This window comes from Brevundimonas sp. MYb52 (assembly GCF_002979535.1).
Classification (GTDB): Bacteria; Pseudomonadota; Alphaproteobacteria; order Caulobacterales; family Caulobacteraceae; genus Brevundimonas.
Genome location: NZ_PCPB01000011.1, coordinates 15,260 through 36,458 on the forward strand (window position 1 = coordinate 15,260; position 21,199 = coordinate 36,458).

The 21,199-nt window shown below is 68.6% G+C and carries 19 protein-coding genes; 7 read left to right on the forward strand and 12 right to left on the reverse strand.

The window, feature by feature from the left end; genetic code table 11:
• Nucleotides 1-5: 5 nt before the first annotated feature.
• Both dapF and CQ039_RS12045 read left to right on the forward strand, forming a co-directional pair.
• Nucleotides 6-914, forward strand: a complete 909-nt coding sequence (dapF, locus tag CQ039_RS12040) for a diaminopimelate epimerase (protein ID WP_233190290.1) — start codon at nucleotides 6-8, stop codon at nucleotides 912-914.
• Nucleotides 915-1,001: 87 nt separating this feature from the next.
• The gene (locus CQ039_RS12045; RefSeq protein ID WP_105564278.1) at nucleotides 1,002-3,281 is read left to right on the forward strand and encodes an NADP-dependent malic enzyme; all 2,280 of its coding nucleotides are present in this window, start codon (nucleotides 1,002-1,004) and stop codon (nucleotides 3,279-3,281) included.
• A gap of 67 nt (nucleotides 3,282-3,348) precedes the next feature.
• Here the strand turns inward: CQ039_RS12045 and CQ039_RS12050 are convergent, their stop codons facing one another.
• From CQ039_RS12050 to rsmI, 8 genes are all read right to left on the reverse strand, one after another.
• Entirely contained in the window at nucleotides 3,349-5,022 is a 1,674-nt protein-coding gene (locus CQ039_RS12050; RefSeq protein ID WP_105564277.1) for an MFS transporter, read from the reverse strand.
• Between the two features lie 43 nt (nucleotides 5,023-5,065).
• On the reverse strand, nucleotides 5,066-6,613 hold the full coding sequence (locus tag CQ039_RS12055; RefSeq protein WP_105564276.1) for a response regulator: 1,548 nt from the start codon (nucleotides 6,611-6,613) through the stop codon (nucleotides 5,066-5,068).
• Nucleotides 6,614-6,682: 69 nt separating this feature from the next.
• On the reverse strand, nucleotides 6,683-8,269 hold the full coding sequence (locus tag CQ039_RS12060; RefSeq protein ID WP_105564275.1) for a YifB family Mg chelatase-like AAA ATPase: 1,587 nt from the start codon (nucleotides 8,267-8,269) through the stop codon (nucleotides 6,683-6,685).
• Between the two features lie 76 nt (nucleotides 8,270-8,345).
• Complete coding sequence (locus CQ039_RS12065; RefSeq protein WP_105564274.1) at nucleotides 8,346-9,032, reverse strand: hypothetical protein; 687 nt, start codon at nucleotides 9,030-9,032, stop codon at nucleotides 8,346-8,348.
• 25 nt (nucleotides 9,033-9,057) lie between these two features.
• Entirely contained in the window at nucleotides 9,058-10,008 is a 951-nt protein-coding gene (gene gshB, locus CQ039_RS12070) for a glutathione synthase (RefSeq protein ID WP_105564273.1), read from the reverse strand.
• 156 nt (nucleotides 10,009-10,164) lie between these two features.
• On the reverse strand, nucleotides 10,165-10,977 hold the full coding sequence (locus tag CQ039_RS12075; protein ID WP_105564272.1) for a SirB1 family protein: 813 nt from the start codon (nucleotides 10,975-10,977) through the stop codon (nucleotides 10,165-10,167).
• Nucleotides 10,974-11,402: a YraN family protein gene (locus CQ039_RS12080; RefSeq protein WP_105564271.1), complete on the reverse strand. Its 429-nt coding sequence runs from the start codon at nucleotides 11,400-11,402 to the stop codon at nucleotides 10,974-10,976. Before CQ039_RS12080 ends, CQ039_RS12075 begins: the two co-directional genes overlap by 4 nt.
• Nucleotides 11,399-12,274 carry a 16S rRNA (cytidine(1402)-2'-O)-methyltransferase gene (rsmI, locus tag CQ039_RS12085; protein ID WP_105564270.1) on the reverse strand — a complete coding sequence of 292 codons (876 nt, stop codon included), beginning with the start codon at nucleotides 12,272-12,274 and terminating at the stop codon, nucleotides 11,399-11,401. Before rsmI ends, CQ039_RS12080 begins: the two co-directional genes overlap by 4 nt.
• A 119-nt stretch (nucleotides 12,275-12,393) precedes the next feature.
• Between rsmI and CQ039_RS12090 the strand changes: the two genes are divergently transcribed.
• Entirely contained in the window at nucleotides 12,394-13,083 is a 690-nt protein-coding gene (locus CQ039_RS12090; RefSeq protein ID WP_105564269.1) for an alpha/beta hydrolase, read from the forward strand.
• 1 nt (nucleotide 13,084) lies between these two features.
• Here CQ039_RS12090 and hemW read toward each other — a convergent pair whose 3' ends face one another.
• Together hemW and rdgB are read right to left on the reverse strand one after the other, a co-directional pair.
• Nucleotides 13,085-14,281 (reverse strand): radical SAM family heme chaperone HemW, encoded by a 1,197-nt coding sequence (gene hemW / locus CQ039_RS12095; RefSeq protein ID WP_105564268.1) that lies wholly within the window; start codon nucleotides 14,279-14,281, stop codon nucleotides 13,085-13,087.
• On the reverse strand, nucleotides 14,274-14,876 hold the full coding sequence (rdgB, locus tag CQ039_RS12100; protein WP_105564267.1) for an RdgB/HAM1 family non-canonical purine NTP pyrophosphatase: 603 nt from the start codon (nucleotides 14,874-14,876) through the stop codon (nucleotides 14,274-14,276). Before rdgB ends, hemW begins: the two co-directional genes overlap by 8 nt.
• Before the next feature lie 457 nt (nucleotides 14,877-15,333).
• Between rdgB and CQ039_RS12105 the strand changes: the two genes are divergently transcribed.
• Genes CQ039_RS12105 through CQ039_RS12115 form a run of 3 tightly spaced genes read left to right on the forward strand, consistent with a single transcriptional unit; the run spans nucleotide 15,334 to nucleotide 16,791 of the window.
• Entirely contained in the window at nucleotides 15,334-15,939 is a 606-nt protein-coding gene (locus tag CQ039_RS12105) for a DUF2975 domain-containing protein (RefSeq protein WP_105564266.1), read from the forward strand.
• 23 nt (nucleotides 15,940-15,962) lie between these two features.
• Nucleotides 15,963-16,196 carry a helix-turn-helix transcriptional regulator gene (locus CQ039_RS12110; protein WP_105564265.1) on the forward strand — a complete coding sequence of 78 codons (234 nt, stop codon included), beginning with the start codon at nucleotides 15,963-15,965 and terminating at the stop codon, nucleotides 16,194-16,196.
• A gap of 1 nt (nucleotide 16,197) precedes the next feature.
• Nucleotides 16,198-16,791 carry a Smr/MutS family protein gene (locus tag CQ039_RS12115; protein ID WP_105564264.1) on the forward strand — a complete coding sequence of 198 codons (594 nt, stop codon included), beginning with the start codon at nucleotides 16,198-16,200 and terminating at the stop codon, nucleotides 16,789-16,791.
• Between the two features lie 150 nt (nucleotides 16,792-16,941).
• Here CQ039_RS12115 and ccmB read toward each other — a convergent pair whose 3' ends face one another.
• Nucleotides 16,942-17,607, reverse strand: coding sequence for a heme exporter protein CcmB (gene ccmB, locus CQ039_RS12120; protein ID WP_105564263.1), 666 nt, complete (start codon nucleotides 17,605-17,607; stop codon nucleotides 16,942-16,944).
• A complete protein-coding gene (gene ccmA, locus CQ039_RS12125; RefSeq protein ID WP_105564291.1) occupies nucleotides 17,604-18,227 on the reverse strand; it encodes a heme ABC exporter ATP-binding protein CcmA in 624 nt (207 codons plus the stop codon). Before ccmA ends, ccmB begins: the two co-directional genes overlap by 4 nt.
• A gap of 198 nt (nucleotides 18,228-18,425) precedes the next feature.
• On the opposite strand from ccmA, the gene acnA reads away from it, so the two are divergent.
• Entirely contained in the window at nucleotides 18,426-21,152 is a 2,727-nt protein-coding gene (gene acnA / locus CQ039_RS12130; protein WP_105564262.1) for an aconitate hydratase AcnA, read from the forward strand.
• Nucleotides 21,153-21,199: the final 47 nt, after the last annotated feature.

Genomic DNA, 21,199 nt, shown 5'->3' on the forward strand with positions numbered 1-21,199 from the left:
CGATCATGACCCAGGCCGCACGCCCCTACATCCGCATGAACGGCGCCGGAAACGCCTTCATCGTCGTTCAGGCCTTCGAGGAGGGCTTCCACCCCACCGAGGATCAGGTGCGCGCCCTGGCCAGCCCTGAGGCAGGTCTGGGCGGTTTCGATCAGTTGATCGGCGTCGAGCCGTCCGAGACGGCCGACGCCTTCATGAGGGTGTGGAACGCCGACGGCTCGATGGTCGAGACCTGCGGCAACGCCCTGCGCTGCGTCGGCTGGCTGTTGCTGGAAGCCACCGACAAGGAAGAGGTGGTCATCGACACCCTGGGCGGACCGACGACGGCAAGGCGCGCGGGCGATCACGGCCGCGTCGGGTCGGGAGATCCTCTCGACTTGATCGGAGGGTCGACGACCGCGGCCCATCATCAGGTCACGGTGGATATGGGCCAACCGCGTCTGAACTGGGACCAGGTGCCGCTGGCCGAGGAAATGGACACGCGCGGCATCGAACTGCAGGTCGGGCCGATCGACGCCCCGGTTCTGCATACGCCCGGCGCGGTCTCGATGGGCAATCCTCACGTCGTCTTTTTCACCGATCAGCAGGACGACGCCTTCGTGCGCGGCTCGGGCTCCCTGGTCGAGCATCACCCGCTCTTCCCCGAGGGGGTCAACGTCGGCTTCGCCAAGGTCATCGACCGCGACCATATCCGGCTGCGGGTGTGGGAGCGCGGCGCGGGCCTGACCCTGGCCTGCGGCACCGGCGCCTGCGCCGCCCTGGTGGCCACGGCGCGGCGCGGTCTGACCGACCGCAAGGCCACGGTCGTCGTCGACGGCGGCGAACTGACCATCGACTGGGACGAGGCGTCCGGCCATGTCTTCATGACCGGACCGGTCGAAGTCGAGCGCACGGGGCTTTTGCCACAGGCTTAAGCAATCGGCCCTGACGTAGCGTCAGCAGTTGTCCCCACCCGTCCCACGATCTAGGAACATGGGGCGCCTGCCCTTCCCGAGATCGAAATGCCCGAATTGACCGATAAACAGACCTTCTCCGACGACGACGCTCTGGAGTTCCACAGCGATCCGATCCCGGGCAAGATCTCCATGGCCCCGACCAAGCCGATGGCGACCCAGCGCGACCTGTCGCTGGCCTATTCGCCGGGCGTGGCCGTGCCGGTCCTGGCCATCGCCGCCGATGCGGACAAGGCCTATGACTACACCTCCAAGGGGAACATGGTCGCCGTCATTTCCAACGGCACGGCCATCCTGGGCCTGGGCAACCTCGGCCACATGGCGTCCAAGCCGGTGATGGAGGGCAAGTCGGTCCTGTTCAAGCGCTTCGCCGACGTGGACAGCTTCGACGTCGAGGTGAAGACCACCGACCCGGACGAGTTCGTCACGGTGGTCAAGAACATCGGCGACACCTGGGGCGGCATCAACCTGGAGGACATCAAGTCCCCCGAGTGCTTCGAGATCGAAGCCCAACTTCAAGACCTGCTCGACATCCCCGTCTTCCATGACGACCAGCACGGCACGGCCATCATCTCGACCGCCGGCCTGATCAACGCCGCCCATATCGTCGGCAAGAAGCTGGAAGACCTCAAGGTCGTCCTGTCGGGCGCCGGCGCCGCCGGCCTGTCGTCCATCGCCCTGATGAAGGCCGCCGGGGTCAAGGCCGAGAACACGGTCATCTGCGATCGTCAGGGCGTCATCTACAAGGGCCGCGACAACGTCTCTCAATGGCAGGCGGCGCACGCCACCGACACCCCGTTGCGCACCCTGGAAGAAGCCATGGTCGGCGCCGATGTGGTGCTGGGCCTGAGCGCGAAGGGCGCAATCAGCAAGGAAATGGTCGCCTCCATGGCGCCCAAGCCCATCATCTTCGCCATGGCCAACCCGGACCCCGAGATTACCCCGGAAGACGTCAAGTCGGTGCGCTCGGACGCCATCATCGCCACCGGCCGCTCGGACTATGTGAACCAGGTCAACAACGTCCTGGCCTTCCCCTATCTGTTCCGGGGCGCCCTGGACGTGCGCGCGCGTCAGATCAACCACGAGATGAAGATCGCCTGCGCCCACGCCCTGGCGGCCCTGGCCCGCGAGGACGTGCCGGACGAAGTCGCCGCCGCCTATCGCGGCCGCAAGCTGAAGTTCGGCCCGGAATACATCATACCGACCCCGTTCGACCCGCGCCTGATCTGGTACATCCCCCCCTTCATCGCCCAGACGGCGATGGAGACCGGCGTGGCGCGCAAGCCCATCGCCGACATGGACGCCTATCGCATCTCGCTGAAGCAGCGCGTCGATCCGTCCGCCGCCCTGATGCAGAAGATCTCCTCGGCCGTGCGCTCGGGACCCAAGCAGCGGGTGGTCTTCGCCGAGGGCGAGGAGCAGTCCGTCATCCGCGCCGCCTGGGCCTTCAAGCAGGCCGAGCTGGGCACGCCCATCCTGGTCGGCCGCGAGGATCTGATCCGTCAGAACGCCGCCGAGGCCGGCCTGAACTTCGACGAGCTGGGCATCGAGATCGTCAACGCCCGCACCTCGGGCCACAATGTCGAATACACGGACTGGCTGTATGAGCGCCTGAACCGTCGCGGCTATCTGCGTCGCGACGTGCAGCGCATGATCAATCAGGACCGCAACTACTTCGGCGCCACCATGATTGCGCGCGGTCAGGCCGACTGCATGGTCACCGGCGTGACCCGCAACTTCAACATGGCCCTGAAGGAAGTCCGTCGCGTCCTCGACGTCACGGACCGCATGATCGGCCTGTCGATCCTTCTGGCCAAGGGGCGCACCCTGTTCGTGGCCGACACCTCGATCCACGAACTGCCCAACGCCGCCGAACTGGCCGAAATCGCCATCAAGGCCGCCGCCACGGTCAAGAAGCTGGGCCGCACGCCGCGCGTCGCCTTCCTCAGCTACTCGACCTTCGGTGATCCCCCCGGCGATCGTGGCGAGAAGGTCCGCGAGGCCATCCGCATTCTGGACAGCATGGACGTCGGCTTCGAATACGAAGGCGAAATGCCGCCCGAGTTGGCGCTCAACCCCGAAGCCCGCGCCAACTATCCCTTCATGCGCCTGACCGGCGACGCCAACGTCCTGGTCATGCCGGCCATTCATTCGGCGGCTATCTCGACCCGTCTGGTGCAGTCGCTGGGCGGCGCCACCGTGATCGGCCCGCTGCTGGTCGGCCTGGAGAAGTCGGTGCAGATCGTGCCCCTGGGCGCCTCGGTCAACGAGATCATCACCGCCGCCACCTTCGCCGCCTACGCCGAAGGCGCGTCGGTCGAGGACTGATCGCTTTCCATCGCTGGAAAGTCGAGAGGCGGCCTTCGGGCCGCCTCTTTGCGTTTGCGCGTCAGGTCTACCGGGTCAACCGCCGACGTTCGACCGTCACACGCACCCACTCCACGGCGCAGAAGACGACGGCGATCAGACCCAGCCAGGCGGCGATGACGAACATGGCGGCATAGCCCTGACGCTCGATCAGTTCGCCCAGGGCGCCGCGCCCCAAGGTGCCGATCAACAGGGCCAGAGAGGTAAAGACCGCGAACTGGACCGCCCCGAACATCTTGTTCGACAGGGCCGACAGATAGGCGACGAAGGCCGCGCCCGCGAAGCCGCCGGCGATGTTCTCGCCCGCGATGGCCAGCATCAGTCGCGCCAGGGGCTCGCCCACATGGAACAGGCCGAACACCTTGTAGAGACCGCTGACCTGCATGAAGCCGTGGATGACCGGCGCGCCGAGCGCCAGATCCATCATCAGCAGATTGGTGGCCGCCGACAGGGCCGCGCCCAGCAGCAGGCTGGCCATGCGCCCGATGACCAACAGGGCCCAACCGCCCAGACCGATGCCAAGGATGGTCATGACGACGCCGAAGGTCTTGGACGCCAGGGCGATCTCGGTCTTGGTGTGACCCAGGGCGCCGCCCGTATCGCCCATATAGAAGGGAAAGGCGAACGGCCCCCAGACCCCGTCCGTGATGCGGTAGGTCAGGATCAGGCCCAGGACGATGATCGCGCCCCAGCCCAGACGCCCCATCAACTCGACCAGGGGCGCGAGGATGGCGTCATAGAGTGTGTTCAGCAGCGGCGGGGCCTCACGCTCGTCTTGGACCGGCCCGGTCTTGCCTCCGCGCCAGACGATCAACCCGGCCAGAGCCGCCGGAAGGATCACGGCGCCGCCGACGATCCACGGCCCCCATGTGGCGGTGAACTCGCCCGCACTCGGCGCCGGGGTGACGCTCAGCGCCGTGACCATGAAACGGATCAGCATGAAGGCGGCCCAGGCCCAGGCGATCAGAGTGGCGGCCAGGGCGATCATGCGCAGACGCGGCGAACCGATGCGCTCGCGGGCGATGGCTTGTTTCGGCGCTGGCTTCGGCTCCGGCGCGATCAGGGTCCCGATCACCCCCAGCCCCATCAGGCCAGCGCCGATGACGAAGGTGGAAGACCAGCCGAAGCGATCCGCCAGCAACAGGGCGCCGGCGCCGCCGACCAGGGCCGCAGTGCGGAAGCCCAACTGGTAGACGGTGGACAGCAGATCCACCGGGACGCGTTCGTCGGCGACTTCGATCCGCCAGGTGTCGATGACGATGTCCTGGGTCGCCGAGGCGAAGGCGCCCAGCGCCGCCGCCCCGGCCAGCAGGGCAATGGCGCCCGTGCCCGGATGCGACAGGGCGATGGTCAGCAGGGCGCCGACCAGAACCACCTGGCACAGGATCAGCCAGGACCGGCGCCGCCCCATTCTTCCAATGATCGGCGGCGTCAGGCCGACCGAGGGCGACCAGAGGAATTTGAAGGCGCCGAACAGACCCACCCAGGACAGGACGCCGATGGTGGCCACCGACACGCCCGCATCCGACAGCCAGGCGTTCAGGGTGCCGAACAGCATGGCGAAGGGCAGGCCGGCGGAGAAGCCCAGCAGCAGCATGGCCAGGGTGCGGCGCTCACGGAAGGCCGCCTTCAGAACGCCCAGACCTTTCGGCGACGGCTGCAGTGCCGCAACCTCGGAAGCGGGCGTCTTCGTGTCGGTCATGCAGGTCTCCGGCGGGACGCCGCCGGAAAACGGGCGGTCGTGGTTACTGAGCCCCGACCTTGGCGCGGTTGCCGACGTTCGTCCAGCGGATCAGGGCGGCGCGCAGGGCGTCGGCCTCCAGCGGCTTGGTCAGATGATCGTTCATGCCCGCCTCCAGACAGGCGATCCGGTCCTCCGCGAAGGCGTTGGCCGTCAGGGCGATGATGGGGGTGCGTTCCCCACGCTCGCGCAGCGCGCGCGCCGCTGCCGGGCCATCCATGCGCGGCATCCGCATGTCCATGAAGATCAGATCGAAGCGGGCCTCTTTGAGCGTCAGCAGGGCCTCATGGCCGTCCGCCGCCGTCTGAACCACGCAGCCCTCGCGGCGCAGCAGGGTCTTGGCCAGCAGGGCGCCGACCGGATTGTCCTCGACCAATAGGACCCGCAGCCCCTTGAAGGCGACGGGCGTGACACGGTCGTCGTCCTGACCGCGTCCGACCGCAACCGTCAGCCCCTTGCGACGGCCCGCGGCCGCCAGCACCCTTTCAGCAAGGGAGGCGCGGCGCAGGGGCTTGATCAGATAGCCGTGAAAACCGGCCGCCCGGTAGCGGTCGACCAGATCACGCTCGCTGGGCTTCAACAGAATGATGGCCTCGCCCTGCGACGGCTTGACCATCAGGGCGCCGTCCTCGGCCATGGCGTGGTCGATCAGGGTCACCCCTGCCTGACGCGCGACACGGCCGCCCGAGGCCTCGATCTGGGCGGTCGCCGCCTGGCGCACGAAGGGATCGGGGGTGCGCACCGCCACGGCCACGCCGTCCAACAGACGGGCGCGCGGGGCGGTTTCGGCGACCGGGAAGGGGGCCTCGAAGCGGAAACGAGCGCCGAGGCCGTCCGGCCTATCGCTCACGGCGACCGTGCCGCCCATGGCCTGGGCCAGACGCCGGACCACGGCCAGGCCCAGACCGGCGCCGTCGAAACGGGCGGCGTCCGAGGCGTCGGCGTGGCCGAACTCGTCGAAGATGCGGCCGCGCGCCTCTTCCGGCACGCCAGGGCCGCTGTCATCGACGACAAAGGCCAGACGCGGGCGCGCGGCGGTCCCGCCGGCGCGCTCAACCGTCAGGCGGACCCCGCCGCGGTCGGTGAACTTCACCGCATTGCCGGCCAGGTTGAACAGGACCTGACGCAGACGGCCCTCGTCGGCGATGACGTCGGGCGCATCGGCGGCGACGGACCAGACGATCTCCAGCCCCTTGTCGTGGGCCTTGGGGCTGAGCAGTTCGGCCACGCCGCGCGTCAGGCCTTCCAGATCGACAGGAGCGGGATCGAACTCCAGCGCCCCGGCTTCAAGGCGAGCGAAATCCAGCAGGTCGTTGACCAGACCCAACAGATGCTCAGCCGACTTCTGCGCCGCCTCGGCATAGGCGCGCTGGGCCCCGTCCAGCTTGGTCCTCGAGAGCAGGCCCAGCATGCCGATCACCCCGTTCAGAGGGGTGCGCATCTCATGGCTCATGAGCCGTAGGAACTGCTGTTCCGGCGCGCCCGACGGCGCTCCGGGGGGGGCGGCGGGCGTAATCTCGGTCGGTGCGTGCGTTCTGCGTGCCTGTCCCATATCCGCCACCCTAGAGCCCAAGAGTTAAGCGTGACCGAACGCAGATTTCAGCCCTCAAAAGGCCACGCTTCAGAAGGCTGGCGCCTCGCTGCGATGGGCGGTCTGCCGGTCGAAGTCGCCCTGAGCTCCAACGGTGGTGCGGCGATACATCAGGGCTTCGGCGACATGGCGTCGCAGCACCCCGGTCGAGCCGTCCAGGTCGGCGATGGTGCGCGCCAGCCGCAGGGTCCGGGTCCACCCCCGCGCCGTCAACCCGCCGGCCTCGCCCGCCCGCATCAGCAGGGCCCGGCCTGCGTCATCCGGCGCCGCGAAGCGATCCAGGGTCTCGCCCGAGGCGCGGGCGTTGATCGCCTGATCGCGCGCCTTCTCCGAGTCGAATCCGGCTTCCCGGACGCGTTCCTCCTGCTGGGCGCGGGCTGTGGCCACGCGGGCGGCGGCCTCGACCGTGCCCTCAGCGGGCGGAGGCAGGGCCATGTCGGCGGCGGTGACCGGCGGCGTCTCCACCGTCAGGTCGATGCGGTCGAACATCGGGCCGGAGATGCGGTTCTGGTAATCCTTCTGGCAGCGAGGAGCCTTGCCGCAGGCGCCGCGCCCGGCCCCGCCCAGGCCGCAGCGGCAGGGGTTCATCGCCGCCACCAGCTGGAACCGCGCCGGATAGCGGACATGGGCGTTGGCGCGCGCCACCACGATCTCGCCCGTCTCCAGCGGCTGACGCAGGCTGTCCAGCGCCTGGGCGGAATATTCCGGCAGTTCATCAAGAAACAGCACGCCGTTGTGCGCCAGCGAGGCTTCGCCCGGCTTGGCCCGCAAACCGCCCCCGGTCAGGGCGGCCATGGAGGCTGAATGGTGCGGCGCGCGGAAGGGCCGGTCGCGGGTCAAGGCGCCACGCTGGATCAGGCCCGCCACCGACCAGACCATCGAAGTCTCCAGCAGTTCCTGCGGCGTCAATGGCGGCAAGAGGCCCGGCAGACGCTGGGCCATCATCGACTTGCCCGAGCCGGGCGGGCCGACGAACAGCAGGTTGTGGCCGCCGGCCGCGGCGATCTCCAGCACTCGTTTGGCGCTCTCCTGACCCTTGACCTCGCGCAGGTCCGGCACGGCGCCGCCCGCCGTCACCGGGCCGGGCTCGGGCGGGCGCAGGATCTGCGTGCCGCGAAAATGATTGATCAGGCCGATCAGAGAGCGGGGCGCCAGGATGGCGGTCTCCCCGGCCCAGGCCGCCTCGGGGCCGTTGGCCTCGGGACAGATGAGGCCCAGCCCCATGGCGCCAGCGGCCATGGCCGCAGGCAGGGTTCCGCCCACCGCCGCGATCTGGCCGTCCAGGCCCAGCTCGCCGACCGCCGCCCAGCCGTCGAGGGCGTCCGGCGCGATCACCCCCATGGAGGCCAGCAGGGCCAGGGCGATGGGCAGGTCGAAATGGCTGCCTTCCTTGGGCAGGTCTGCTGGGGCCAGGTTGGCGATGACCTTCTTGGGCGGCAGGGCCAGGCCGATGCCGGCGAAGGCCCCGCGCACCCGCTCGCGGCTCTCGGCCACCGCCTTGTCCGGCAGGCCGACGATGGCGAAGGCCCCAGCGGGGGTCGCCACCTGTTGCACCTCGACATCGACCCGTCGCGCCTCGACCCCGTCGAAGGCGACTGTCACCACGCGCGCGACCATAGGCTCCCTCCTGCGGACCAAGAGGGAACAAATCACGAACTCATAGCAACTGCAAGAGCGTCGTTATGTCACCAGATCAAGGCAGATCGGCTTCCGGCGCCAGGGTGTGGATCACCTCGCCCGCCGCATTGAGGAACTGGATGGCGCCAAAGCCTTCTTCCGTCACCGTCATGCGAACGCGCGGTCTGTCATGCTTGTCGGACAGGGCGACTGCGGGCGTGCCGTCGGCGGCGACCGACAGCCGCATCCGCGTCGGCGTCTGCACGCCGGGCACGAGAGCGTCGCCCAGACCCGGCTCACGGATCAAGGGCGGCGCCTGGTTGATGACGAAGCTGACCGCGCCGTCCGGCGACACGCGCCAGCCGATGGCGTCCATAGCCGGGTGATCCAGGGCCAGCACCGCCATACCGCCGTCCACATCCGCCGTGCCGAAGCCCCCGCGCTCGCTGCCCTTGTCGTCATAGAGGATCAGGCCGGCGACATTGAAGGCGCGCTTGTACTGGATGCCGTCGATGATCGGGGCGGGCGTGGCGCCTGACAGGGTCATGCGAATGGTCCCATCGGCGTCGACGATGTCGATGCGGCGGGCGGTGATGCGGTCGTGATCCGGCGTCTCGACGCGGGTCTGGGGGGTGCGGGTCTCGATGATCCGCTCCAGCACCTCCATCGACGGGCGTTTCGGCGCCGCCTCCTGAGCCGAGGCCGGCGCGGCGATAAGCAGGGTCAAGGCGGTCAGCGCGCCGGCGGTCGTCGTTCTGGTCATGGGGTCCCCTCCCGTTGTGCGCGCCCTAGCGGGCTTCGCGCGTCTTCCTTTCGATCACGTCCCACATCAGGGCCGTCGCATCGACGCCCGAGAACTTCAGCAGTTGCTGGGCGCCGGTGGGCGAGGTGACGTTGATCTCGGTCAGGTAGTCGCCGATCACGTCGATGCCGACGAAGATCAGGCCGCGTTCCTTCAGATAGGGGCCGATGGCGGCGCAGATTTCCAGGTCGCGCGGGGTCAGTTCGACCGGGGCCGCCGTGCCGCCGACGCGCAGGTTCGAGCGCACCTGATCCTTGGCCGGGATGCGGTTGATGGCGCCGACCGCCTCGCCGTCGATCAGGATGATGCGTTTGTCGCCCTTGGACACGGCGGGGATGAATTTCTGGATCACCAGGGGGTCGCGCGACCCGGCGGCGTGAATCTCGATCAGGGCTTCCAGATTGGGATCGTCGGCCTTCAGCCGCACCACGCCCGACCCGGCGGCGCCGTGCAGGGGCTTGAGCACCACGTCGCCGTGGCGGCGGTGGAAGTCGACCAGGGCGACCGGGTCGGACGACACCAGGGTCGGCGGCTGCAGGCCGGGGAAGAGGGTGGCGATCAGCTTCTCGGGCGCCGAGCGCACCTCTGCGGGATTGTTGACCACCAGGGTCTTCGGATGCACCCGCTCCAGCAGATAGGTGGCGGTGACATAGGCCATGTCGAAAGGCGGGTCCTGACGCATCAGGATGACGTCCACGTCCTCAGCCAGATCAAGGACCACCTCGGGGCCGAAGTCGGCGTGCTCGCCCTGGACCGCGTTCACCGTCACCGGGCGGGCGCGGCAGAACAGGCGGCCTTCGTCCAGCGCCAGGGTGCGGAAGTCGTAGATCCACAGCTTGTGGCCGCGCGCCTGACCCGACAGGGCCATCAGGAAGGTGGTGTCGGACTCGACGTTCACCGCCTCGAGCGGGTCCATCTGGATGGCGACTTTCAGCATGGGTAGTCCTTAGTAAGAGGCGCTATCGCTCGCGCCGCGGGCGCTCGCTGCTTGAGCTAGTTTTAGTGCGCTATGCTCGCGTCGCGGACGATCACGGCTTGAGCGCCGAAGCGCGCTAGCTCCTACTTGATGGCGCAGGATGCGTACCGCAAGGCTTCAGTTCAGGCGCATCCGCACCCGGTCCATGCTGGCGCGGTGGGCGTCGGCGGGGCCGTCGATGGCGCGGGCGCGCGACAGGGCCTGCAGCGCTCCGGTCAAAGCGCCCTGTTTCTCACGGGCGGCGGCGACGTCAAGCCAGGGCCGGTGATCTTCCGGGTCCAGCAGGGCGCGGCGCAGGGCCGAGCGCTCCGCCCCCTCATAGTCCTCAGCCAGCAAGGCGCGAGTGAAGAGAAGGTTCTGCAGACGGATCAAGGCCTGGCGATCGCTGACCGGGGCCATCAGCAGGTCCAGCCGGTCGGCCACATGCGGCGTCAGTCCCGCCAGCAGGGCGCGCCGCGTCAACTCGCTAGGCAGGACCAGACGACCCTGGCTGAAGGGGTCCAGCGCCACCGGCCCCTCGGGCGTCTCCACGCGCAAGAGAACATGTCCGGGGAAGTCCACCGCCGCCGCCTTCAGCCCTGCACGCCGTGCCGCGTCCAGATAGAAGACCACCAGGGCCGCCGACAGGCCGCGCCGCCGTTCGGCCACGTCGATGACGTCGGTGTTGCCCGGATGATCATAGTTCAGAAGATCGCCGTTCAGACGCAGGTCGCAGGCCATGGTCTCGGCCAGGGCGTCGTCGGGACTTTCGTTGGCTGCGCGTTCCTTGACCCGCTGGGCGGCCTGATCGGCCAGCAGCCGGACCGGTTCGGGATCGCGGAACGGGTAGTCGTGAATGGCGCAGGCGATGGCGCAGGCGAGCAGCGGGAAGCCGTCGTCCTGGGCGGTTCCCGCCTGAGTCAGAATGATCTCGGCCTCGTCGCGGGTCACGCGATGTCCGTTCCTGTGGTCGTCACCCCGCGAAGATGACGCGGAAATCGTCCGGGAGCCAGCGCCACCATATCAATCCGCAGGTTCAGCCCCTGCAATGAGGGCCGGCTGCGGGCCACGGCGGCGCCGGCGACGGCCAGACGACCGTGTTGTTCCGACCCCAGCGCCAGAATGGCGGCCTCGATCGTGCGCCGTCGCTTGACCTCGACCACCGCCAGGGTGCCGCCCCGTTTGGCCAGAATATCGATCTCGCCGCCGCGCCCCTTCAGACGAAAGGCCAGGATTTGATAGCCCTTGAGCATCAGCCAGGCAGCGGCGATCCATTCGGCGCTGTGGCCTTCGCGATGCGACCGCCCGCCCAGCGCCTGACGCCAGCCCGCTTTCGGCTGACGCGGCGACGGACCGGGGCGCAGGCGGGGCTTCACCGGCCCTGCATTTCCAACGCCCGCTTGTAGAGCGGTTTGCGGGGAAGATTGAGCGCCTTGGACACCTCGGCGGCGGCCTCGCCCGGCGGCAGGCGGGTCATGGCCTCGGCCAGGGCCGCATCGGCGTCGGCGGCGCTGGCGACCTCGGCCTCGCCGGGGCCCACGACCACGACGATCTCGCCCTTGGGCGCGTCGCAGCGCGGGTCGACGGCCAGTTCGGACAGGGTGCCGCGCACGGCCTCCTCATAGAGCTTGGTCAGTTCGCGGGTGACAGCGGCGGGGCGGTCGCCCAGGACCTCGGCCATGTCGGTCAGGCTGTCCTTCAGACGCGGACCGCTCTCGAAGAAGACCAGGGTCTGACGTCCGGTCCGCAACTCCTCCAGCATGGTCTTTCTTGCCCCCGACTTGGGCGGCAGGAAACCGGCGAACAGCACCCGATCAGCCGGCTGCCCCGCCAGACACAGGGCGGCCAGCAGGCTGGAGGCGCCGGGGATGGGATGGACAGGCAGGCCCTCGGCGATGGCTGCGCGAGCCACGACATAGCCGGGGTCCGACACCAGGGGCGTGCCGGCGTCCGACACCAGAGCCACGACCTCGCCCGCCTTCAGCCGCTCGACCGCGATCTCGGCGGCGCGCGCCGAAGCATGATCGTCGCAGCGTTCCAGCTTGGCGCGAAGCCCATAGGCGGTCAGCAGCTTGGCCGTGACGCGGGTGTCTTCGGCCAGGACCAGGTCGGCGGCGGCCAGGACGTCCAGCGCCCGTAGCGTCATGTCGCGCAGATTGCCGATGGGCGTGGCCACCAGATAGAGGCCCGGCGCGACAGAGCGTGCGGGCGGGGCGGTCGGCGGGAACAGGGAGGCGTCTGAAGACATGCCCCATCCTAATGGGCGTCACCCTGTCGTGAAACCCGCCAGTTCTGGGAACCGGGCTCCAATTGAGGCGCTCATGTGTCCGAGCGGCTACGAAACCGCCAAGCTTAGGAAACGCACCCATGTCCAAATCCACCGCCATCGTCCTCGTCCATGGCTTCTGGGGCGGCGCCGCCCACTGGGCCAAGGTCATCACGGAGCTGAGCCGGCGCGGCTATACCTCCCTGCACGCCGTCGAAATGCCCCTGACCTCCCTGGCCGACGACGCCGAACGGGTGCGCAAGATGGTGCGTCAGCAGGAAGGTCCGGTCATCCTGGTCGGTCACTCCTACGGCGGCGCCGTGCTGTCGGAGGCCGGCGACCTGCCGAACGTGGCGGGCCTGGTCTATGTCGCCGCCTTCGCCCCCGACGCGGGCGAAAGCCCCGGCGGCATCACCCAGCAGGACCCGCCGATCGCCGCGCCCAACCTGGCGCCCGACAGCGACGGCTATCTGTGGGTCAAGCCCGACAAGTTCCACGAGAGCTTCTGCCAGGACCTGACGGCGGACGAGGCCCTGGTCATGGCCGTGACGCAGAAGGCGCCCCTGGCCACGACCTTCGGCGATGCGGTCACCGCCCCAGCCTGGCGCAAAAAGCCGGTCTGGTACCAGGTCTCGAGCCAGGACCACATGATCGCCCCGACCAATCAGGAACGGATGTCGGCGCGGATGAACGCCCGCAAGGTCATCACCCTGGACGCCAGCCACGCCTCACTCGCCTCCCATCCGGTCGAGATCAGCGACCTGATCGAGGAAGCGGTCGCGGCGATCTGATCTAGGTCAGAAGGGTCCGCAGCACGGCGTCCAGCACCGGACGCCCGGACGCCGTCGCTGCGACCCGGCCCTGATGCAGGGTCAGGAAGCCATCGGCCAGCAGGTCGACCAGAGGCCCCGTCCGATCGGACAGGCCCAGGGCCTGCAGGGTGGTCACAGACACCCCTTCGACGGTTCGCAGCCCCAACAGCACCAGTTCCTCGGCGGCGCCCTGCGGGTCCAGCGTCTCGCGCTCGGCCCAGGGTGCCCCGGCCGCGACGCCGGCGACATAGTCGGCGATGCGGCGGTGGGCGACCGTGGCCGTCCGCGCTCCCGCCAGCGTCAGCCGTCCGTGGGCGCCGGGGCCGAGGCCCAGATAGTCGCCGCCGCGCCAGACGTGCAGGTTGTGGCTCGACCGGGCGGCCTCGTCGCGGGCGTGGTTGGACACCTCATAGGCCTCAAACCCCGCGCCCTCCAACACGGCCTGCGTGGCCTCATAGAGGGCCGCCGCCAGATCCTCGTCCGGCGGGGTCAATGTCCCGCGCGCGAAGGCCCGACCAAAGGCCGTGGTCGGCTCTATGGTCAGTTGGTAGGGCGAGATGTGCTCGAACCCCAGGTCCAGCGCCGTGGTCAGCTCCGCCGTCCACTCAGCGACCGACTGCCCCGGCCGGGCGTAGATCAGGTCGATCGACAGGCGCGGGAAGGCCGCAGCCGCCGTCTGAACCGCGCGACGCGCCTCCGCCGCCGAATGGTCGCGGCCGAGGAAGGTCAGGGCCGCGTCGTCGAACGACTGCACCCCCATGGACAGGCGGTTGATCCCGGCGGCGGCCAGGGCGGCATACCGGTCCGCCTCGGCGTCTGTGGGGTTGGCCTCCAGCGTAATCTCTATGTCGCCGTCAGGGGGAAACAGGGTCTTGGCCCGTTCGATCACCGCCGCCACCGCTTCGGGCGGCATCAAGGAGGGGGTGCCGCCGCCGAAGAAGATCGAGGCCAGATTGCGTGGCCCGATCAGGCGGCTCTGCGCCTCCATGTCCGCGAGGATGGCCTGGACCAGCCCGGCCTGCTCCTCGATCCGGCCCCGGTCGCGCACGACGTTGAAGTCGCAATAGGGACAGATGCGGGCGCAGTAGGGCCAGTGGACGTAGAGGGCGAGGGTATCCTTTTGGTCCCCATCGCCTCCCTTGCAGAGGAAGGCGGCTTGAGGGACGGCCTCAGTCAATCAGCGCCGCCTTGAGCCGGGCGAAGGCGCGGGCGCGGTGGCTGATCGCGTCCTTCTCGGCGTCCGTCATCTCGGCGAAGGTCCTGTCCGAGCCTTCCGGCCGGAAGATGGGATCATAGCCGTGGCCCCGGTCGCCGCGTGGCGGAAACACCAGATCGCCGTCGAGGCGGCCCTCGACCACCACGCAGGGGCCGTCGGGCCAGGCCACAGCGAGCGCAGAGGTGAACCAGGCGCGACGATCGGTCGAGCCGATCTCCTCCAGCCGCTCCTCGACCTTCTTCATGGCCAGGGCGAAGTCCTTGCCGGGCCCGGCCCAGCGCGCGGAGAAGATGCCGGGCGCCCCATCCAGGGCCGCGACCGACAGACCGGAGTCGTCGGCCAGAGAGACTTCGCCCGAGGCCTCGGCCGCGTGGCGCGCCTTCAGCATGGCGTTGCCGACAAAGGTGCTCTCGGTCTCGTCCGGTTCGGGCAGGTTGAGGCTGCCGGCCGTGACGATCCTGTAATTTCCGTCCAGCAGCGCTTCGATCTCGCGCGCCTTGCCCGGATTGTGGGTCGCGGCCACCAGCCGCATCCCCTTGATCAGCTTGAGATTCATGGCGCGACCTTACCTCCGTCCGACGCATTGCGGAAGTTTAACATCGTTAAACGATATGTAACGTGCTTTTCGACGGGGTCGCCCCTATCTTCAATCTCAAGAACGGGGGTCGCACCGTTCAAACGAAGCGAAAACAACGCAACGTTCACCCAGCGGCACCACAGAAACGCACGAAAATCGTGCAACAACGGAGAGATGCGATGCAAGCGATGAAAACCTCGATCTGGATGGACCGCGTCGGCCACGGCTTCTTCAACGCCCTTCTGCTGGCCGCCCTGCCCACCGCCGCCATCGCCCTGTTCATCCAGAGCCTGTGATCGTCCCTTCGATCGCCCAGGTGATGAGATGAGGGCTTTGACGATCAGCATGAACACCGCGAAGAATAGCGCCGCGTGAGGGTTTGCCGGACCCCGCGCGGCGATCGCCGCCCGAACCCTCCGGCCTGAGACCAGACTTCATGCGCCTCCCGAAACTGCCTGCCATCGGGATAGGAGCGCCGCGCCTGACGGGCGCCAACCTGCGCACCCCGCTTCGGACATTGGGTCCAGGTTCCGTATCCAGCCTGCTGAAGATCGCGCTGGATGTGGCCTATGTCCTGCTGGCCCTGATCACCGGCGTCCTGCTGTTGCTCTGGGTCGCCTCCATCTTCATTCCGCTCGACAACATCAACGTCACCGTCACGGACGGCGACAATGGCCGGCAGATGCCGCTGACCCGTCCGCTGCTGCTGTTCGGCGTCGGCGCCATGACCGCCTATTTCGGCGGCTTCCTGATGATCCTGCGCGGCCTGAGAAAGATCTTCCGCACCCTGACCCTGGGCGATCCCTTCCAGCCCGACAATGTGCGCCGCCTGCGCCAGATCGGCCTGATCCTGGCCGTCGTGACCGGCGGCGTCTGGCTGGCGCAGGGCCTGGTGGCGGCCCGCCTGGCCCCTGGCGTCATGGAGCCGCAAGGGATCAGCGACCTGCTCACCCCCGTCTTCTCCATCCTCGTCGTCTTCGTCCTGGCGGAGGTCTTCCGCGAAGGCGCCCGCCTGCGCCGCGAATCCGAACTGACGATCTGATCTGAAAACGCTAAGCTCACCCCATGGCCATCCGCGTCCAACTTGACCGCATCCTTGCTGAACGGCGCATGTCGCTGACGGAGCTCGCCGACCGCGTCGGCGTGACCGTGGCCAATCTGTCGATCCTCAAGACCGGCAAGGCGCGCGCCGTGCGCTTCTCGACCCTGGACGCCCTGTGCCGCGAGCTGGACTGCCAGCCGGGCGACCTGCTGGCCCACGAGCCTGGCCCCGGCGACGCCTTCGACGACGAGGATTGAGGTGGCCCGCAAAGGCCCGCCAACCACTTCCGACGACGACAAGCGTATCTGGGCCCGCGTGACCGGGACGGTGACGCCGCCCGCGCGCCGCAAGGCCGCCCGCGTCACCCCCGGCGCGGTCCTGCCCGATCCCGAAGCGCCCCCCGTCGCGGCCAGGCCCGCGCGCGGCGTCGCCGGCAAGAAGCGCAACACCCCCGACCAGACGCCCAGCTTCGAGGCCCTGGGCCTCGTCGTCCCGGCACGGCCGGCGCCGGCTCGCATCCGCCCCACGCCAGAGGAATTGGAGCCCCGGCGCCAGCGCCGCCTGTCGCGCGAGCGCGATCCCATCGAGGCGCGCATCGATCTGCACGGCTTCGGCCGCTTTGAGGCTGAGGACCAACTACGCGGCTTCCTCATCAGCTGTCAGATGCGCGGCCTGCGTTCGGTTCTGGTCATCACCGGGCAGGGACGACGCGGCGGCGGGATCATCCGCGGCTCGGTGCACGACTGGCTGACCGGGCCGCACCTGCGCGGGGTGGTGTCCGGCTTCGCCTCGGCCCACCGCCGCCACGGCGGCGACGGCGCCCTCTATGTCACGCTGAAGCCGCGCGGTTAAAACCCTCCGTCATCCCGGACGGCCGCCAGGCCGATCCGGGACCCAGGCGTCGGCTCTGGACATCATCGACACCCACGAGAACATCACCCGTCTGGGTCCCGGATCTGCGGCTCGCCAGCGAGCCTTGTCCGGGATGACGGCAAAAGAAGGTTAGCCCTGAGCATTGCGGATCGCCGCCGCCCCGGCCACCGGGGCGATGACAATGGCGAACAGGACATAGGCGCTCAGCAGGGCCAGAGCCGACAGGGGATCGCCGCCTCCCGCCGCCCGCGTCAGCGCGCCCGCGCCGAACACCACCGGCGGAATGAACAGGGGCAGAACCACCACCGCGATCAGCAGACCGCCGCGCCTGGCCCCCAGCGCCAGGGCCGCGCCCAGGGCCCCGGTGAAGGCGAAACCCAGAGCGCCGATGGCCGCCGCCAGGGCCGTCAGACCGATCAGATGGGCCGGCTGTCCCAGAGCCAGGGCGGCAACCGGAGCAGTCAGGGCCAAAGGCAGACCCGTCGCCAGCCATTGCGCCAGGGCCTTGATCGCCACCGTCGCCTCCAGCGGCAGGGGGCCGAGCGCCAAGAGGTCCAGAGCCCCGTCCTCCAGATCGCGCTCGAACAGACGTTCCAGCGACAACAGGGACGCCAGGGCCAGCGCCATCCAGCTGGCGCCCGAGGCCGCCGGGGCCAGGACGCGCGGATCGCCGCCCGCCGCCAGCGGCAGGATGGCGGTCAGGCACAGCATGAAGCCGCAGGCCAGCAAAGGCCCGCCGCCCCCGCCCCAGGCCAGCGACAGCTCGCGGCCGAACAGGACGCGCGCGGCCCTCAAGACAGCCCTCCGAGATCAAGATTGCGGGCCAGAACGGGCAGGGGGTCGTGCACCGCCGCCAGAATCATCCCGCCCGAGGCCAGATGCGCCGCCATCAACTCGGCCGCGGCCGCCCGCCAACGCTCGTCCAGCGGAGCCAGGGGTTCATCCAGCAGCCACAGGGCGCGCGGCGCGGCCACCAGTCGGGCCAGCGACAGGCGACGTTTCTGCCCCGCCGACAGCTTGCGCGTCTCCAGATCCAGCAGGGGCGTCAGCGCCAGACGCGCAATGGCCGCCTCGCGCGCCGCGCCGGTCCCGCCCAGCCAGTCCGTCTGAAATTCGAACTCCTGCCGCGCCGTCCGCGTCGGCTTCAACCCTTCGAGGTGACCCAGCAGGTGGACGCCATCGCGCCGCGCAGCCTCCGAATCCAGCGCCTCACCGTCCGCGCCGCCAAAAGTGATCGCGCCCGAATCCGGCCGGATAAAGCCCGCCACAGCCCGCAGCAGGCTGGTCTTGCCCGCCCCGTTGGCCCCGGTCAGGGCCACAGCCTCGCCCGCCGAAAGCCGCAACGACAGGCCCTGGAACAGGACGCGCTCGCCCCGCGACAGGCTCAAGTCCTTGATCTCGACCGCCGTCAGCATGATCCCGCCGATTTGCGAACCCTTCTCAATGTCCATGACGCCGTTGTGGATACATGGACGGCTTCCCCGCGCAGGACTATATCCCCAAGCGCCGCAGCAGGCTTTCGCCGCGCGCGCCTGGGACCTGTGCGCCCCGGCGTCCAGCGCGCGAAGGCGCAACCGAATTGTCGGGCGGCGTTAGTCAGAGGACTTATCTCCATGCCGTCGATTGACAGCCTCAAGACCCGTCTGGACCTTGCCGTCGGACGCAAGAAGTACGCCTATTACAGCCTTCCCGCCGCCGAGGAAGCCGGTCTGGCCGGGATTTCCCGTCTGCCGCGCTCGATGAAGGTGCTTCTCGAGAACCTGCTGCGCAACGAAGACGGCGTCTCGGTCACCGAGGACGACCTGAAGGCCGTCGCCGCCTGGATCGAGAACAAGGGCGCCGTCGAGCACGAGATCGCCTTCCGTCCGGCCCGCGTCCTGATGCAGGACTTCACCGGCGTGCCCGCCGTGGTCGACCTGGCCGCGATGCGCGACGCCATGGCCAAGCTGGGCGCCGACGCCGCCAAGATCAATCCGCTGGTCCCCGTCGACCTGGTCATCGACCACTCGGTCATGGTCGACCACTTCGGCAACGCCAAGGCTTTCGGCCAGAACGTCGAACGCGAGTATGAGCGCAACATCGAGCGCTACAATTTCCTGCGCTGGGGTTCGTCGGCCTTCAACAACTTCCGCGTCGTGCCGCCCGGCACCGGCATCTGCCACCAGGTGAACCTGGAGAACCTGGCCCAGACCGTCTGGACCCTGGACGAAGGCAAGAAGACCGTCGCCTATCCCGACACCGTCGTCGGCACCGACAGCCACACCACCATGATCAACGGCCTGGCCGTCCTGGGCTGGGGCGTCGGCGGCATCGAGGCCGAGGCCGCCATGCTGGGCCAGCCGATCCCCATGCTGATCCCGGAAGTCATCGGCTTCAAGCTGACCGGCAAGCTGCCGGAAGGCGCGACGGCCACCGACCTGGTGCTGACCGTCACCCAGATGCTGCGCAAGAAGGGCGTGGTCGGCAAGTTCGTGGAATTCTTCGGCGACGCCATCGCCGGAATGACCATCGAGGATCAGGCCACCATCGCCAACATGGCCCCGGAATACGGCGCCACCTGCGGCTTCTTCCCCGTCTCGCGCGCGACCATCGACTATCTGACGGCCACCGGCCGCGATAAGGCGCGCGTCGCCCTGGTCGAAGCCTACGCCAAGGCGCAAGGCCTGTGGATCGACGAGACCTCGGAAGACCCCGTCTTCACCGACGTGCTGGAACTGGACATCTCGACGGTCGTGCCGTCGCTGGCCGGTCCCAAGCGTCCGCAGGACCGCGTTGAACTGACCACCGCCGCCCCGGCCTTCGAGACCGCCCTGGCCGACGTCTTCGGCCGCGTCACCGACGCCGAGCGCGTGGCTGTCGAAGGCGAGAAGTTCACCGTCGGCGACGGCGACGTGGTCATCGCCGCCATCACCTCGTGCACCAATACCTCCAACCCGTCGGTCCTGATCGCCGCCGGTCTGGTGGCGCGCAAGGCCCACGCCCTGGGTCTGAAGGTCAAGCCCTGGGTCAAGACCTCGCTGGCTCCCGGCTCGCAGGTCGTCACCGACTATCTGACCGACGCCGGCCTGCAAAAAGACCTGGACGCCATGGGCTTCAACCTGGTCGGCTACGGCTGCACCACCTGCATCGGCAACTCGGGCCCGCTGGACCCGGCGATCTCGAAGGCGATCAACGACAACGGCCTGGTCGCGACCTCGGTCCTGTCGGGCAACCGCAACTTCGAGGGCCGCGTGAACCCGGACGTCCAGGCCAACTACCTGGCCTCGCCGCCGCTGGTCGTGGCCTACGCCATCGCCGGTTCGATGCGCATCGACATCACCAAGGACGCCATCGGTCAGGACAAGAAGGGCAAGGACGTCTTCCTGAAGGACATCTGGCCGACCTCGCAGGAGATCGCCGACATCCAGAAGAAGTCGGTCACCCCGGCCATGTTCGCCAAGCGCTACAAGGACGTCTTCAAGGGCGACAAGCACTGGCAGGCCATCAAGGTCACCGGCGGCCAGACCTATGAGTGGGAGGATACCTCCACCTACGTCCAGAACCCGCCCTACTTCGAAGGCCTGTCGATGGAGCCGGCCCCGGTCAGCGACATCGTGGAGGCCCGCATCCTGGGCATCTTCGGCGACTCGATCACCACCGACCACATCAGCCCGGCCGGTTCGATCAAGAAGGCCTCGCCCGCTGGCGTCTATCTGACCAACCACGGCGTCGACGCCCTGGACTTCAACAGCTACGGCGCCCGCCGCGGCAACCACGAAGTCATGATGCGCGGCACCTTCGCCAACATTCGCATCCGCAACAAGATCACCCCGGACATCGAGGGCGGCGTCACCAAGCACTTCCCGTCGGGCGACACCATGTCGATCTATGACGCGGCCATGCGCTACCAGTCGGAAGGCCGTCCCCTGGTCGTCTTCGCCGGCAAGGAATACGGCACCGGCTCGTCGCGCGACTGGGCGGCCAAGGGCACGCGTCTGCTGGGCGTCCGCGCCGTCATCGCCGAAAGCTATGAGCGCATCCACCGCTCGAACCTGGTCGGCATGGGCGTGGTCCCGCTGCAGTTCAAGCAGGACGGCTGGCAGAAGTTGGGCCTGACCGGCGAGGAGATCGTCACCATCCGCGGCCTGACCGACGCCAACATCGGCAAGCTGAAGCCGCGTCAGGACCTCTGGGTCGAGATGTTCCGCCCCTCGGACGGCAAGATGGCCCGCTTCCCGGTCCGCTGCCGCATCGATAACCAGACCGAGCTGGACTACCTGCTGGCCGGCGGCGTCATGCCCTACGTCCTGCGCAACCTGGCCCGCGGCCCGGAAGCCGAGGCGCCCGCCGCCGCCGAATAAGGCGAGGCGTCAGGCAAGAACTGGAAAGGCCGGCGGAGCGATCCGCC

What these genes read in the sequence shown, in the direction of transcription:
- dapF (WP_233190290.1), top strand. Translation starts at nt 6, where the DNA reads ATGACCCAGGCCGCACGCCCCTACATCCGCATGAACGGCGCCGGAAAC.
- CQ039_RS12045 (WP_105564278.1), top strand. Translation starts at nt 1,002, where the DNA reads ATGCCCGAATTGACCGATAAACAGACCTTCTCCGACGACGACGCTCTG.
- CQ039_RS12050 (WP_105564277.1), bottom strand. Translation starts at nt 5,022, where the DNA reads ATGACCGACACGAAGACGCCCGCTTCCGAGGTTGCGGCACTGCAGCCG.
- CQ039_RS12055 (WP_105564276.1), bottom strand. Translation starts at nt 6,613, where the DNA reads ATGGGACAGGCACGCAGAACGCACGCACCGACCGAGATTACGCCCGCC.
- CQ039_RS12060 (WP_105564275.1), bottom strand. Translation starts at nt 8,269, where the DNA reads ATGGTCGCGCGCGTGGTGACAGTCGCCTTCGACGGGGTCGAGGCGCGA.
- CQ039_RS12065 (WP_105564274.1), bottom strand. Translation starts at nt 9,032, where the DNA reads ATGACCAGAACGACGACCGCCGGCGCGCTGACCGCCTTGACCCTGCTT.
- gshB (WP_105564273.1), bottom strand. Translation starts at nt 10,008, where the DNA reads ATGCTGAAAGTCGCCATCCAGATGGACCCGCTCGAGGCGGTGAACGTC.
- rsmI (WP_105564270.1), bottom strand. Translation starts at nt 12,274, where the DNA reads ATGTCTTCAGACGCCTCCCTGTTCCCGCCGACCGCCCCGCCCGCACGC.
- CQ039_RS12090 (WP_105564269.1), top strand. Translation starts at nt 12,394, where the DNA reads ATGTCCAAATCCACCGCCATCGTCCTCGTCCATGGCTTCTGGGGCGGC.
- rdgB (WP_105564267.1), bottom strand. Translation starts at nt 14,876, where the DNA reads ATGAATCTCAAGCTGATCAAGGGGATGCGGCTGGTGGCCGCGACCCAC.
- CQ039_RS12105 (WP_105564266.1), top strand. Translation starts at nt 15,334, where the DNA reads ATGCGCCTCCCGAAACTGCCTGCCATCGGGATAGGAGCGCCGCGCCTG.
- CQ039_RS12110 (WP_105564265.1), top strand. Translation starts at nt 15,963, where the DNA reads ATGGCCATCCGCGTCCAACTTGACCGCATCCTTGCTGAACGGCGCATG.
- ccmA (WP_105564291.1), bottom strand. Translation starts at nt 18,227, where the DNA reads ATGCTGACGGCGGTCGAGATCAAGGACTTGAGCCTGTCGCGGGGCGAG.
- acnA (WP_105564262.1), top strand. Translation starts at nt 18,426, where the DNA reads ATGCCGTCGATTGACAGCCTCAAGACCCGTCTGGACCTTGCCGTCGGA.